A 13314-nucleotide genomic window follows, 5' to 3' on the forward strand; every position below is an offset into this window, starting at 1 on the left:
AACTAGTCCTGTTCGTCAGGCTCGTCGGCATTGCGAGCAATCGCCACGATAGTCACGCCGTCCGGGAGGTCCATCAGCTTGACCCCCATTGTGTTCCGGTCACGCGTACGGCGTACAGGCTTCACCGGAGTCCGGATGACGCCACCGTTGCTGGTGATGGCGAACAGTTCGTCGTCCGGGCTGATCACCACCGCACCGACCAGACCACCGCGTCGCTCGGTGATCTTCGCAGTCAGCACGCCCTTACCTCCCCGGCCCTGGACCGGGTATTCCTCGATCGGGGTACGTTTCGCGTATCCCCCGTTGGTCGCGACCAGCACGTCCATTTCCATGCCCTCGCGGACGACCTCCATCGCCAGGAGGACATCCTCCTCGCTGAACCGCATGCCGATCACACCCGAGGTGGCCCGGCCCATCGGGCGCAGCGCCTCGTCGCTGGCGTTGAAGCGGATGGCCTGCGCGTTCTTCGAGACCAGCAGCAGGTCGTCGGTCGGGGCGACGAGGGCAGCACCGACCAGCTCGTCCTCATCGCGCAGGTTGATCGCGATGACTCCGCCGGAACGGTTGGAGTCGAACTCCTCGAGTCGCGTCTTCTTCACCAGGCCGTTCTTCGTGGCCAGTACCAGGTAGGGCGCCACCTGGTAGTTCGGGATTTCGATGATCTGCGCGATCTGCTCGTCCGCTTGGAAGGCGAGCAGGTTGGCCACGTGCTGGCCCTTGGCCACCCTACTGGCTTCGGGAAGCTCGTAGGCCTTGGCCCGGTAGACCCGGCCCTTGTTCGTGAAGAACAGGATCCAGTCGTGGGTGGAGCATACGAAGAAGTGGCTGACGATGTCGTCCTGTCGCAGCGTCGCCCCGCTGACGCCCTTGCCGCCGCGCCGCTGCGAGCGGTAGAGATCGACCTTGGTGCGCTTGGCGTACCCGGTGCGGGTGATCGTGACGACGACGTCCTCGCGGGCGATGAGGTCCTCCATCGAGACCTCGCCGTCGAACGGCACGATCTTGGTGCGCCGGTCGTCGCCCCACTTGGCGACGATCTCGCCCAGCTCCTCGGAGACGATCCGCCGCTGCCGCTCGGGCTTGGCCAGGATGTCCTTGAGATCGGCGATCTCCAGTTCGAGCTTGGCCAGGTCGTCCAGGATCCGCTGCCGCTCCAGGGCGGCCAGCCGGCGCAGCTGCATGTCCAGGATCGCGGTCGCCTGGACCTCGTCGATCTCCAGCAGCCGGATGAGGCCCTGGCGGGCGTCCTCCACCGTGGGCGAGCGCCGGATCAGGGCGATCACCTCGTCGAGCGCGTCCAGCGCCTTGGCCAGACCGCGCAGGATGTGCGCCCGCTCCTCGGCCTTGCGCAGCCGGAAGGCGGTCCGCCGGCGGATGACCTCGATCTGGTGCTCGACGTAGTAGCGGATGAACTGGGCCAGGTTGAGCGTGCGCGGCACGCCGTCGACCAGCGCCAGCATGTTGGCGCCGAAGGTCTCCTGGAGCTGGGTGTGCTTGTAGAGGTTGTTCAGCACCACCTTGGCGACCGCGTCGCGCTTGAGCACGAGCACGATCCGCATGCCGGTGCGCCCGGAGGACTCGTCGCGGATGTCGGCGATCCCGCCGAGCTTGCCCTCCTTGATCAGCTCAGCGATGCGCTCGGCCAGGTTGTCCGGGTTGACCTGGTAGGGCAACTCGCTGACCACGAGCGCCGGCCGGCCGCGCTTGTCCTCCTCGACCTCGACCACGGCACGCATCCGGATCGAGCCGCGCCCGGTCCGGTACGCGTCCTGGATGCCGGACTGGCCGACGATCAGGCCGTGGGTCGGGAAGTCCGGGCCCTTGACGATCTCCAGCAGCGCCTCGAGGGTGGTGGCCTCGTCGGCCTCCGGGTTCTCCAGGCACCACTGCACGGCCGCGCCGATCTCGCGCAGGTTGTGCGGCGGGATCTTGGTGGCCATGCCGACCGCGATGCCCTCGGAGCCGTTGATCAGCAGGTTGGGGATGCGGGACGGCAGGATCGTGGGCTCCTTGGCCCGGCCGTCGTAGTTGTCCTGGAGGTCGACGGTGTCCTCGTCGATGTCCCGGAGCATCTCCATGGCGAGCGGGTCGAGCTTGCACTCGGTGTACCGCATGGCCGCGGCCGGGTCGTTGCCCGGCGAGCCGAAGTTGCCGTTGCCGTCGACCAGGGGGTAGCGCAGCGACCAGGGCTGCGCCATCCGGACCAGCGCGTCGTAGATGGCGGAGTCGCCGTGGGGGTGGAACTGGCCCATCACGTCACCGACGACGCGGGAGCACTTCACGTAGCCGCGGTCCGGCCGGTAGCCGGAGTCGAACATGGCGTAGAGGATCTTGCGGTGGACCGGCTTGAGCCCGTCCCGGACATCCGGCAGCGCCCGCCCGACGATCACGCTCATCGCGTAGTCGAGGTACGAGCGCTGCATCTCGACCTCGAGCCCGACCGGCTCGATCCGGTCGTGCGCGACGACCGCGGCCAGTGTCTCCGGGGTCTCCGGCTCGTTCGGCGTGGACTCGGGAGTATCGGTCACTGTTAACCCTTATCAGACTCAGAGTCGTTTTCGTGCTGTGGATAACGGCTGTGGATACCGGCCAGACTGTGGATAACTCTGTGGACCGCCGGGCCTGCCGGTGGATCTCCGGCCGGCCCGGCGCGGCCCGTCAGATGTCCAGGAACCGCACGTCCTTGGCGTTGCGCTGGATGAAGGACCGGCGCGCCTCGACGTCCTCGCCCATCAGGACGCTGAACAGCTCGTCGGCGGTCGCGGCGTCGTCGAGCGTCACCTGGCGCAGGGTGCGGGTGGCCGGGTTCATCGTGGTCTCCCACAGCTCGGGGTAGTTCATCTCGCCGAGACCCTTGAACCGCTGGATGTCGTCCGGCCGGGCGTTGGGCTTCTTCTGCTGGCGCAGCGCGATGAGCCCGTCCCGCTCCCGGTCCGAGTACGCGTACTGCGCGTCGTCGCCCTTCTTGTTCCACTTGATCTTGTAGAGCGGCGGGGCGGCCAGGTAGACGTGCCCCAGCTCGACCAGCGGCCGCATGAAGCGGAAGAGCAGCGTGAGCAGCAGCGTCTGGATGTGCTGGCCGTCGACGTCGGCGTCGGCCATCAGCACGATCTTGTGGTAGCGCAGCTTCTCGATGTCGAAGTCGTCGTGGATGCCGGTGCCCAGCGCCGTGATGAGCGCCTGGACCTCGTTGTTCTTCAGCACCCGGTCGATCCGGGCCTTCTCCACGTTGAGGATCTTGCCGCGGATCGGCAGGATCGCCTGGGTACGCGGGTCGCGCCCCTGCTTGGCCGAGCCGCCGGCGGAGTCACCCTCGACGATGAACACCTCGGACTCGCGCGGGTCGGTGGACTGGCAGTCGGCCAGCTTGCCCGGCATCGAGCCCGACTCCAGCAGCGACTTGCGCCGGGCCAGCTTGCGCGCCTGCTGGGCGGCGATCCGGGCCCGGGCCGCCTGCGACGCCTTCTGGATGATGGTCTTCGCCTCGGCCGGGTTCCGGTCGAACCAGTCGACCAGCCGGTCGTTGCAGACCCGCTGCACGAAGCTCTTGACCGGGGTGTTGCCCAGCTTGGTCTTGGTCTGGCCCTCGAACTGCGGGTTGGTCAGCTTGACGGAGATGATCGCGGCAAGGCCCTCGCGGATGTCCTCGCCGGAGAGCTTCTCGTCGCCCTTGAGCAGCTTCTTCTCCGCGCCGTAGCGGTTGACCACGCTGGTCAGCGCGGCCCGGAAGCCCTCCTCGTGGGTGCCACCCTCGTGGGTGTTGATGTTGTTGGCGAAGGTGTAGACCGACTCGCCGTACGACTCGTTCCACTGCATGGCGATCTCGACCGACATGCCCTCCTCCTCGGCCCCGAACTCGACCACCGTCTTGTGGATCGGGTTCTTCGAGGCGTTGAGGTGCCGGACGAAGTCGGCGATGCCGCCCTCGTAGTGGAAGGTCACCTCGCGCGGCTTGCCCTCCTCGCCGTCGGCGACCCGCTCGTCGAGCAGGTGGATGGTGAGGCCGCGGGTGAGGAAGGCCATCTCCTGGAGGCGCCGGTAGATGGTCTGGAAGTCGAAGTCGACGGTCTCGAACACGTCGGGGTCGGGCCAGAAGGAGACCGCCGAGCCGGTCCGGTCGGTCGGCTCACCCTTCTCCAGCGGGGTCGGCTTGGAGTGGTGGTACTCCTGCCGCCAGACGAAGCCGTCCTTGTGGATCTCCACGGCCATCTTGGTGGAGAGGGCGTTCACCACCGACACGCCGACGCCGTGCAGGCCGCCGGAGACCGCGTACGCCTTGCCGTCGAACTTGCCGCCCGCGTGCAGCACGGTCAGCGCGACCTCGACACCCGGCTTCTTCAGCTTGGGGTGGAGGTCGACCGGGAAGCCGCGCCCGTTGTCGGTGACCCGGACGCCGCCGTCGGCCAGCAGCACCACGTCGATGGTGTCGCAGTAGCCGGCCAGCGCCTCGTCGACGGCGTTGTCGACGACCTCCCACACGAGGTGGTGAAGGCCGCGTTCACCGGTGGACCCGATGTACATACCGGGCCGCTTCCGGACCGCCTCCAGGCCCTCGAGAACGGTGATCGACTCGGCGCCGTACTTCTTGTTGTCCTCCGCTGCCACCCTCGGCCACTTTCTCGCACCGGCCGCGCCAGGGCGCGGGGCGCGGGTTCGGCGGACAGACGCGACGTCGGCGCGCACGGACCGGTCCCCGGATGTCCAGGTCACGGATCGCACACGCCGGTCGCCGCGGTTGCCCGCGGATCGCGATCGGCTCGACCCGATGCGGGACAATGATCAAGGGCCCTGGGGCCCCTGTCCGCCGCTCCGTGTCGGGTCATTCGTCTCGCCGTCAATCTTACTCTGCGGAGCCGACCAAACCGCCACTCGGCACCCCCTGCGGGGCGGCTGAGATTGCCGTAGGAGCCCGAATCGCGCTGTCCGCGACTCCCCCTACACACACGGGCCTGATCGAGGGCGCGACCGGCACCGGATCGGCGGGGGCGGGTGACCGACCGGGGGTCGCGGCGGGACCTGCCGTGCCGTACCTTTTGCGGCGCCGCCACCTGCGGTCTTGATCTTTCACGGCCGGAACCGGGACGATCGACCCGATCGGTCGGACAAGTTGCTTGCTGAGAGGTGACGCCAGATGGGGCTGGACAACGTCGCGGTGCACTGGCCGCGGACCGGCCGCTTCTACGATCCGGTCGCGCCGGCCGAGTTCGTCGACTTCGGCGAGATCGTGGACATGCCACGCATCTCCGCACCCACCGCCGCGCTCGCCGAGCTGATCGCGAAGACCGGCACGGTGCGCGCGACCGCCTACACGGAGCTGGTCGACCTCATCCTCGGCCTGGAAAATGTGCTCTACGCCACGGAGAACTCGGCCGAGGACGAGGACCCGGTGATCGACCCGGACGGCTGCTCCTGGATCGCGGAGGGTCTGGAGAAGTTCGTCGCCCGGCACCGCCCGTTCGGTGAGGCGGTGACCTTCGAGTCGGTCAGCGAGGTACTGCGCTCGCTGCTCGGCGACGGGCGCCTGGCCGAACAGCAGCTCCGCTGGCTCGACAGCCGGCTGGACAAGCTGCGCGACGAGAGCGGCGAGCCGCCGCAGTGGAACTTCACCTGCGCCGAGCTGAGCGTGCTCGCCGCCTTCTACCGGCGCTGCGCCGAGCGCGGCTTCGCGGTCTACGCCGACGCCTGACCCGGCTGCCCGGCCTCGCCGGGCCCCGCCGCCGTGGCCCGGTTGGCGGCCGCGATCACCTCGGTGAGCACCGTGTGCAGGTGCCGCAGGTCCGCCAGCGGCAGGCCGAGTCGCTGCACGATCGCCGGCGGGATCCGCTCGGCCTGCGCCCGCAGGGCCTGCCCGCTGGCGGTGAGCGACACCGCGAGGCTGCGCTCGTCCGACGCGTCCCGCTCGCGCCGCACGTAACCGGCGGCTTCGAGCCGCTTGAGCAGCGGCGACAGGGTGCCCGGGTCGAGCTGGAGCAGCCGGCTCAGTTCCCGCACCGACAGCGGCGCGTGCTGCCACAGCGCCAGCATGACCAGGTATTGCGGGTGGGTCAGCCCCATGGGTTCCAGCAGCGGGCGGTAGACCGCGACGACGCCGCGCGCGGCGACCGAGAGCGCGAAGCACACCTGCTGCTCCAGCGCCAGGGGATCGCCGTCGAGCTGGTCGGCCACGCTCGTCCTCCTCGTCGTCGGGTTGCGATCGTACCAATGATTGGTGTACCAATTGTTTGCACGCCAACAGTACGCGGTCGGCGAGGGAGAGGGCGGGCGGATGAGCGACGACGAGCAGGTGGGCGACGCCTCCGGCAAGGGCGGCCGGCTGATGGGCTGGGTGTTCCGCAACCTCGCCGGCCCCTCCCAGGTTCAGGGCGCCGTGCAGGGCGGCTCACGGCTGGCCCGCGAGGCGTGGAAGCAGGACCTGGAGCGTCGCAAGCAGTGGAGCCGCGAGCAGCGGGAGCTCAAGCGCGCCCGGCGGGAGGCACGCCGCGCCGACGGTCAGCCGTAGGTGTCGCGGGGGCCACGCCCCCGCACCCGGCGCGGGCCACGCGACCACGAGGGCGCGGCCGGGCCGTGGATGTGCAGCTTCCGCACCACGTTGTGGCCCACCTCGCTGGCGATCTGCTTGAGCAGCGAGGCGGCGAGCAGCCGCAGCTGGGTGGCCCACGCGGTCGAGCGGGCCTCCACGGTCAGCTCGCCGTTCTCCAGCTTCACCGGGCGGCTGTGCTGCGCCACCTCCGGCCCGACCACCCGCTCCCAGGCGCCGAAGACCGTCGCCTCGGCGGCGGGCTGCTGCCAGCCGCGTGCCTTGACCAGCTTGTCCAGCACCGCGCCGAGCGGCTGCGGGTCGCGCGGGTCCGGCCCCGGGCCCGAGTAGCCGCGCAACCGCTTCTCACCGTCGCCGCGGACCGCGCTGCGCCGCCGGGTGCCGGCCGCCTGCCGGCGGGCCTTCGCCGCGTCCAGCACCGCCCGGGCCAGCTCCGGCCCGGACGCACCCTCCGGCAGGTCCGCGCCGGCCTCGCCGCCCGGCTTCGCTTCCGGCCCCTCAGGGGTACGCCCACCGCGTCCCGGCCCCAGCCGTGCGGGCGGGAGCTGCACCTCATCCGACACGGCGTACCGTCCCCTCGCCCACCGCGTACCGGGTGCCCCGCAGGGTCGCCGGCACGTCGTCGTCCACCGCGCAGGTCACCAGGAGCTGGCTCGCGCCGCCCACCAGCTCGGCCAGCCGCTCCCGCCGGCCGGCGTCCAGCTCGGCGAACACGTCGTCCAGCACCAGCACCGGCTCGATCCCGTCGGCGCGCAGCAGGTCGTATCCGGCCAGCCGCAGCGCCAGCGCGTACGACCAGGACTCGCCGTGGCTGGCGTAGCCCTTGGCGGGCAGCGGGCCGAGGGTCAGGGCCAGGTCGTCCCGGTGCGGACCGACCAGCGTGGTGCCCCGCTCGACCTCCGCCGACCGGTTCGCGGTCAGCGCGGCGGCGAGCGCCTCGACCAGCGCCGCCCGGTCGGTGGTCGACTCGGGCAGCTCCACCGACGGCCGGTACGCGATCCCCGCGGCGCCCCGGCCCGCCGCCACCGCGTCGTACGCCTTCGCCACGTGCGGGGTCAGCGCGGCGACCAGCTCCAGCCGGCCGGCGAGCAGCTCCGCGCCGTGGTGCGCCAAGTGGGTGTCCCAGACGGCGAGGGTGGACAGGTCCCCGCCCCGCGAGCCGCCCGTCTTCCGGGCCAGGTACGCCGTCCGCAGCAGCGCGTTGCGCTGCTTCACCACCCGCTCGTAGTCGGCGCGCACGCCGGCGTACCGGGGCTGGCGGGTGACCAGCAGGTCGTCCAGGTAGCGGCGGCGCTCGGCCGGGTCACCGCGGACCAGTTCCAGGTCCTCCGGGGCGAAGAGCACCAGCCGCAGCGCGCCGAGCACGTCCCGGGCCCGGCGGGCCGGTGAGCGGCCCAGCCGGGCCCGGTTGGCCTTGCCCGGAACGATCTCCAGCTCGACCAGCAGCTCCCGGCCCTCGTGCACCACGGCGCAGCGGATCACCGCCGAGGTGGCGCCCATCCGGACCAGCGGGGCGTCCGTGGCGACCCGGTGCGAATCCAGGGTCGCCACGTAGCCCAACGCCTCGACCAGGTTGGTCTTGCCGACGCCGTTCGCGCCGACCAGCACGTTCGGACCCGGCTCAAGGTCGACGCCGACCCGCTCGTAGGAGCGGAAGTCGACCAGTTCAAGCCGGCGGACGTACACAGGCTGTGGATGCCGGTCAGCGCTTGCGGACGGCGTGGCCGCCGAACTGCTGACGCAGCGCGGCGACGGCCTTCATGGCGGGCGAGTCGTCCTGCCGGGAGGCGAACCGGGCGAACAGCGAGGCGGTGATGACGTTCAGCGGCACGGCCAGCCGGACCGCCTCGTCGACCGTCCAGCGGCCCTCGCCGGTGTCCTCGGTGTAGCCGCTCAGCTCGGCCAGCTCCGGGTCCTCGTCCAGCGCCCGGTCGAGCAGGTCGAGCAGCCAGGACCGGACCACCGTGCCCTCGCGCCAAGACTTGAAGACGCCCGGCACGTTGGTCACCAGCTCGGAGGCGGCCAGCAGCTCGTAGCCCTCGGCGTAGGCGTGCATCAGGCCGTACTCGATGCCGTTGTGGACCATCTTGGCGTAGTGGCCGGCGCCGACCGGGCCGGCGTGCACGAAGCCGAACTCGCCCTCGGGCTTGAGCGCCTCGAAGATCGGCATCAGCCGCCCGACGTGCTCCTGGGCGCCGCCGACCATCAGGGCGTAGCCGTTCTGCTTGCCCCAGACGCCGCCGGAGACGCCGACGTCGATGTAGCCGATGCCCTGCTCGTTGAGGCGCTCGGCACGCGGGGCGTCGTCGCTGAACCGGGAGTTGCCGCCGTCGATGATGATGTCGCCCTCGCCGAGGACACCGGCGAGCTCGTCGATGGTGGCGTCGGTGACGCCGGCCGGGACCATCACCCAGACCGCGCGGGGCGACTCCAGCTTGTCGGCCAGCTCCGCGAGGCTCGCGACGTCGCTCAGCTCCGCGTTGCGGTCGTAACCGACCACCTCGTGACCGGCGGCGCGCAACCGCTCGCGCATGTTGCCGCCCATCCGGCCGAGTCCTACCAGGCCGAGCTGCATCTGCTCCTACCTCCGTACGTCTGGGTGGTGCTGCCGTCGATCAGCGGGACACGCGGATCGGCATGATGAGGTACCGGTACCCCGGGATGACCTCGCCATCCTCGCCCGCGGGCGAAATCACCGCGGGCTTGAAGGCGTCGACGAACGCCAGCTGGGCGTGCTGGGCGCCAAGGTTGGTCAGGCCGTCGATCAGGTACTGCGGGTTGAAGCCGATGGTCAGCGGATCGCCGGTGAAGGTCGCCTCCATGGCCTCGCTGGCCCGGGCCTCCTCGGTGCCGCCGGCCTCGACCACCAGGCCGTCGGAGCTGAAGCTGAGCAGCACCGGGGTGGTGCGCTCGGCGACCAGCGCCACCCGCTTGACCACCTCGATGAGCGTGGCGACCGGGACCCGCGCCTCCGCGTTGTGGCTGGCCGGGAAGAGCGAGCGCACCGGCGGGTAGTTGGCCCCGTCGAGCAGGCGGCTGGTGGTCCGGCGGGTGCCGCCGGAAAAGCCGATCATGCCCTCACCGGCGCCGCCCTGGGACAGCGCCATGGTCACGTGGCCGCCGAGCGGGCCGAGGGCCTTGGCGGTGTCGTGCAGCGTGCGGGCCGGCACCAGCGCGTTGAGGCTGATCTCCGGGTCGTCCGGGTTCCACTCCATCTCGCGCAGGGCGAGGCGGTAGCGGTCGGTGGCGAGCATGGCCAGCGTGCTGCCGGAGAGCTCGATCCGGACGCCGGTCATCATCGGCAGCGTCTCGTCGCGACCCGCGGCGACGGCCACCTGGGCCACGGCGGCGGCGAAGGCGACCGCGTCGACCGTGCCGGCGCTCTCCGGCATCTCCGGCAGGGTCGGATAGTCCTCGACCGGCATCGTCGGCAGGGTGAACCGGGCACTGCCGCAGACCAGCTCCAGGTGCGCGCCGACGGCGGCGATGTCCACCGGCTTGGCCGGGAGCGCCTTGGTGATCTCGGCGAGCAGCCGGCCGGAGACCAGGGCGGCGCCGTCGGCGTCACCCTGCACCTCGACCGTGACCTGGCTGGAGACCTCGTAGTCGAAGCCGGAGACCTGGAGGTTGCCGTCGGTGACCCGGAGCATCACCCCGGCCAGCACCGGTACGGAAGGTCGGTTGGGCAGGCTCTTGGCGGTCCACGCGACCGCCTCGGCGAGCGCGTCGCGCTCCACTCGGAACTTCATCAATGCCTCCGCGTCGACGTCAGCGACAACTCTCTCATGCCGACCGCTGCCACCCGTCCCGCCCGACCGTGCGGGTACCCATCGCACCTTAGGGCGCGTGGGCATCGGCTGTGCGCCCGACCCCGTGGATCCAGGTGCCCGGGCGACTGCCGGCGGCAGTGCTCCGGCCCGATCCACAGGAAGTCCAACGGTGATGATTGGTTTTTGTTGTTTAGAAGAGATAACTCATCGTCTTCATCGCACCTGTGCAAACTGTGGAGAACTGGCGTCCGCGCAGGTCAGACAGGTTATCCACCGGTGGTTTCGCTGTGGAGAACCAGGGGTACAAGTCGTGTCGCGGTCCACAGCCCTCGCCGGGCGCCGGGTTTTCCACGGCTGTCCACCGGTTGTCCACCGCTAATCCACCGGGTTTCTCCCCAGTGTTGTGGACAGCGCCGACGGCGTCGATCGTCGTCATCCCCAGAACCTTCAACAGGCCGCCCACAGGCCGACCGTCGTCGGTGGACGACGGGATCGTCATCCCCAGGCGTCCACAGCCTCGTCCCCAGGGTTTGTCCACAGTCTGTGGGTAACCGGGCGGAGACCGAGCGTGGTTTTCCACCGTCTGTGGAACAGGGGATGTGGACAACCGGGCCGAGGTGTGGATGAACACGACTCAGATCCTGGGTCCTGAACCTGGTCGAGGGTCAAGCGCCGGGTCTCCACAGGGCACGAAAAAGCCCGGCCGGTGGAGACCCGGCCGGGCGTCGCGTCCGCGTACGGATCAGGTGGTCTGCTTGATCCGGTTGGTCAGCTCGGCGATCTGGTTGTAGAGCGAGCGCCGTTCCGCCATCTGCTGGCGGATCTTCCGGTCGGCGTGCATGACGGTGGTGTGGTCCCGCCCACCGAACGCCTGGCCGATCCGGGGCAGCGACAGGTCGGTCAGCTCCCGGCACAGGTACATGGCCACTTGGCGGGCGTTGACCAGCACCCGGGACCGGGAGTGGCCACGCAGGTCCTCGAGGCTCACACCGAAGTAGTCCGCCGTGGAGACCATGATCTGGTCGGCGGTGATCTCCGGGCCGGCGCCGTCCGGGATGAAGTCCCGCAGCACCTCCTCGGCCAGCGACAGCTCCACCGACGAGCGGGTGAGGCTGGCGAACGCGGTGACCCGGATCAGCGCCCCCTCCAGTTCCCGGATCGAGTTCGACACCCGGGAGGCGATGAACTCCAGCACGTCCGGCGGGGCGAACAGCCGCTCCTGCGCCGCCTTCTTCTGCAGGATCGCGATGCGGGTCTCCAGGTCCGGCGGCTGGATGTCGGCGAGCAGCCCCCACTCGAAGCGGGTCCGCAGCCGGTCCTCCAGCGTCGCCAGTTGCTTCGGCGAGCGGTCGGAGGTGATCACGATCTGCTTGTTGGCGTTGTGCAGGGTGTTGAAGGTGTGGAAGAACTCCTCCTGGGTCCGCTCCCGGTTCTCCAGGAACTGGATGTCGTCGATCAGGAGGATGTCCACGTCGCGGTAGCGACGCTGGAACGCACTGGTCTTGTCGTCGCGCAGCGAGTTGATGAAGTCGTTGGTGAACTCCTCGGTCGAGACGTACCGGACCGAGCGGGCGTTGCCCAGCGTCGTGGCGTAGTGCCCGATGGCGTGCAGCAGGTGGGTCTTGCCCAACCCGGAGCTGCCGTAGATGAAGAGCGGGTTGTACGCCTTCGCCGGCGACTCGGCCACCGCGACGCTCGCCGCGTGGGCGAAGCGGTTGGACGAGCCGATGACGAACGTCTCGAACATGTACTTCGGGTTGAGCCGGTTGCCGCCGCCCTCGGCCCCACCGGGCATCCGCCGGTCGACCTGACCGCCCGGGCGGTGGTCCGGGCCGCCGCGACCGGGGCCGCTGTCGGTGGCGCCGTCCCGGGGCAGGCCGCGCAGCGGCGCGGCGTCAGCCGGGCCGGGTGGCGCCTCGCGGTAGCGGGGCTCGTAGTCGGGGACGGACGGCTCGACCCGGGGCCGCTCGTCGAAGGCGCGGCGCTCGGGGGCGGCGCGCAGCGGCTCGGCGAAGGCGGCGCTGAACAGCGTGTCCTGCCCGTCCCGGCTGGCCGGGATGAGCTGCGGCCGGGTGCCGTCGGCGGTGCGCTGCCGGGGGGCCGGCTCCTCGGCGGGCGGCTCCGGACGCGGATCGGCGTACGCGGGGGACTCCGGCCGGGCCGGGGGGAAACCCAGTTCGGGGAAGCCGGGCGGGGCGTCGGCCGGACGGGGCTGGTCGAAGCCGGTGAGCAGATCCGCATGGCCGTCGGGCTCGGCGACGGGTTCCGGGTTGGCGCGGTAGACGGTGCCGGCCGGTCGGCCGCCCGGGTCCTCGGCGACGCGCACGGTGACGGCGACCTGGATGGGCCGACCGAGCCGGCGGCTCAACGCCTCGGTGATGGCCGGGCGGAGGCGGGACTCGATCACGTCCCGGGTGAAGGCGTCCGGCACCGAGAGCAGCGCGGTGTCCTCGACGATCGCCCGTAGCCGGGTCAGCCGGAGGTACGCCCGCTGCTGCGCGGAGATGATCTCGTCGGCGAGTTCGTCGGTCGTCGCCGTCCACACCGCGGCAAGGTCGGTCGCTCCGGTCACCGTCGTGCCACCCCCCTCGCCTCTCCTCACGCCCGCCCGGACGGCTGACCGGTCGTCATCCACAAGTTATCCACAGCCTGTGTACCGACCGATTGTGGCCGCCCACCGGACGTGGGTCGGACCTGCCCCCTGGTTCCCGGAGGCGCTGAAGCGGGTTCACCGTGCCGAACGATTCACTACCTTGTCCGGTCTTGCCGGTCAGCGACAACCGAGACCCCCGACGCTGACCGCAATCGGGCACGCTAACAGCGCGGACCCCGCGCCATCAACCGTCGACGCCGGGGCAGCCTTGTCAACATCAGTGAAAACCGCCCCTTCGGTCGCGATTCCGGCGCTGGTCACGGTCGGGGTGTGAGGTTTGACGGTCATTGCCCCCCTGCGTAGGCTGGAGGGGCTGCTCTGTCGCCCTCTGCTAGGGTGATGGGTGCTTGCTG

Annotated in this window: 11 protein-coding genes; 2 read left to right on the plus strand and 9 right to left on the minus strand. The window is 70.5% G+C overall.

Annotation, left to right across the window (positions count from 1 at the left end):
* Nucleotides 1–2: 2 nt before the first annotated feature.
* Nucleotides 3–2528, minus strand: a complete 2526-nt coding sequence (gyrA, locus tag ABZW14_RS26010; RefSeq protein WP_355351223.1) for a DNA gyrase subunit A — start codon at nucleotides 2526–2528, stop codon at nucleotides 3–5.
* 130 nt (nucleotides 2529–2658) lie between these two features.
* The gene (gyrB, locus tag ABZW14_RS26015; RefSeq protein WP_355351225.1) at nucleotides 2659–4605 is read right to left on the minus strand and encodes a DNA topoisomerase (ATP-hydrolyzing) subunit B; all 1947 of its coding nucleotides are present in this window, start codon (nucleotides 4603–4605) and stop codon (nucleotides 2659–2661) included.
* A gap of 526 nt (nucleotides 4606–5131) precedes the next feature.
* Here gyrB and ABZW14_RS26020 point away from each other — a divergent pair.
* Entirely contained in the window at nucleotides 5132–5686 is a 555-nt protein-coding gene (locus ABZW14_RS26020) for a hypothetical protein (RefSeq protein ID WP_254341281.1), read from the plus strand.
* Here the strand turns inward: ABZW14_RS26020 and ABZW14_RS26025 are convergent.
* Nucleotides 5671–6165, minus strand: a complete 495-nt coding sequence (locus ABZW14_RS26025; RefSeq protein ID WP_355351227.1) for a MarR family transcriptional regulator — start codon at nucleotides 6163–6165, stop codon at nucleotides 5671–5673. The two genes, ABZW14_RS26020 and ABZW14_RS26025, sit on opposite strands and share 16 nt — an antisense overlap.
* 100 nt (nucleotides 6166–6265) lie before the next feature.
* Here ABZW14_RS26025 and ABZW14_RS26030 point away from each other — a divergent pair, with 100 nt between their 5' ends.
* Complete coding sequence (locus ABZW14_RS26030; protein WP_355351229.1) at nucleotides 6266–6499, plus strand: hypothetical protein; 234 nt, start codon at nucleotides 6266–6268, stop codon at nucleotides 6497–6499.
* Here ABZW14_RS26030 and ABZW14_RS26035 read toward each other — a convergent pair.
* The 6 genes from ABZW14_RS26035 to dnaA all read right to left on the minus strand — a co-directional run bounded on the left by ABZW14_RS26035 (nucleotide 6490) and on the right by dnaA (nucleotide 12880).
* Nucleotides 6490–6996: a DciA family protein gene (locus tag ABZW14_RS26035; RefSeq protein ID WP_355351297.1), complete on the minus strand. Its 507-nt coding sequence runs from the start codon at nucleotides 6994–6996 to the stop codon at nucleotides 6490–6492. The two genes, ABZW14_RS26030 and ABZW14_RS26035, sit on opposite strands and share 10 nt — an antisense overlap.
* A gap of 94 nt (nucleotides 6997–7090) precedes the next feature.
* Complete coding sequence (gene recF, locus ABZW14_RS26040) at nucleotides 7091–8224, minus strand: DNA replication/repair protein RecF (RefSeq protein WP_355351231.1); 1134 nt, start codon at nucleotides 8222–8224, stop codon at nucleotides 7091–7093.
* A gap of 16 nt (nucleotides 8225–8240) precedes the next feature.
* The gene (gnd, locus tag ABZW14_RS26045) at nucleotides 8241–9113 is read right to left on the minus strand and encodes a phosphogluconate dehydrogenase (NAD(+)-dependent, decarboxylating) (protein WP_091264918.1); all 873 of its coding nucleotides are present in this window, start codon (nucleotides 9111–9113) and stop codon (nucleotides 8241–8243) included.
* Between the two features lie 40 nt (nucleotides 9114–9153).
* Nucleotides 9154–10287, minus strand: a complete 1134-nt coding sequence (gene dnaN / locus ABZW14_RS26050) for a DNA polymerase III subunit beta (RefSeq protein WP_355351233.1) — start codon at nucleotides 10285–10287, stop codon at nucleotides 9154–9156.
* Between the two features lie 211 nt (nucleotides 10288–10498).
* Nucleotides 10499–10744: a hypothetical protein gene (locus ABZW14_RS26055; protein ID WP_355351235.1), complete on the minus strand. Its 246-nt coding sequence runs from the start codon at nucleotides 10742–10744 to the stop codon at nucleotides 10499–10501.
* A gap of 306 nt (nucleotides 10745–11050) precedes the next feature.
* Nucleotides 11051–12880, minus strand: coding sequence for a chromosomal replication initiator protein DnaA (gene dnaA / locus ABZW14_RS26060; protein WP_355351237.1), 1830 nt, complete (start codon nucleotides 12878–12880; stop codon nucleotides 11051–11053).
* Nucleotides 12881–13314 lie beyond the last annotated feature (434 nt).

The organism is Micromonospora sp. NPDC004551 (assembly GCF_040609975.1).
GTDB lineage: Bacteria > Actinomycetota > Actinomycetes > Mycobacteriales > Micromonosporaceae > Micromonospora.

Coding starts and splice junctions, on each gene's coding strand:
- ABZW14_RS26020 (WP_254341281.1), top strand. CDS start 5,132: ATGGGGCTGGACAACGTCGCGGTGCACTGGCCGCGGACCGGCCGCTTC.
- ABZW14_RS26030 (WP_355351229.1), top strand. CDS start 6,266: ATGAGCGACGACGAGCAGGTGGGCGACGCCTCCGGCAAGGGCGGCCGG.
- gnd (WP_091264918.1), bottom strand. CDS start 9,113: ATGCAGCTCGGCCTGGTAGGACTCGGCCGGATGGGCGGCAACATGCGC.
- dnaN (WP_355351233.1), bottom strand. CDS start 10,287: ATGAAGTTCCGAGTGGAGCGCGACGCGCTCGCCGAGGCGGTCGCGTGG.
- ABZW14_RS26055 (WP_355351235.1), bottom strand. CDS start 10,744: ATGACGACGATCGACGCCGTCGGCGCTGTCCACAACACTGGGGAGAAA.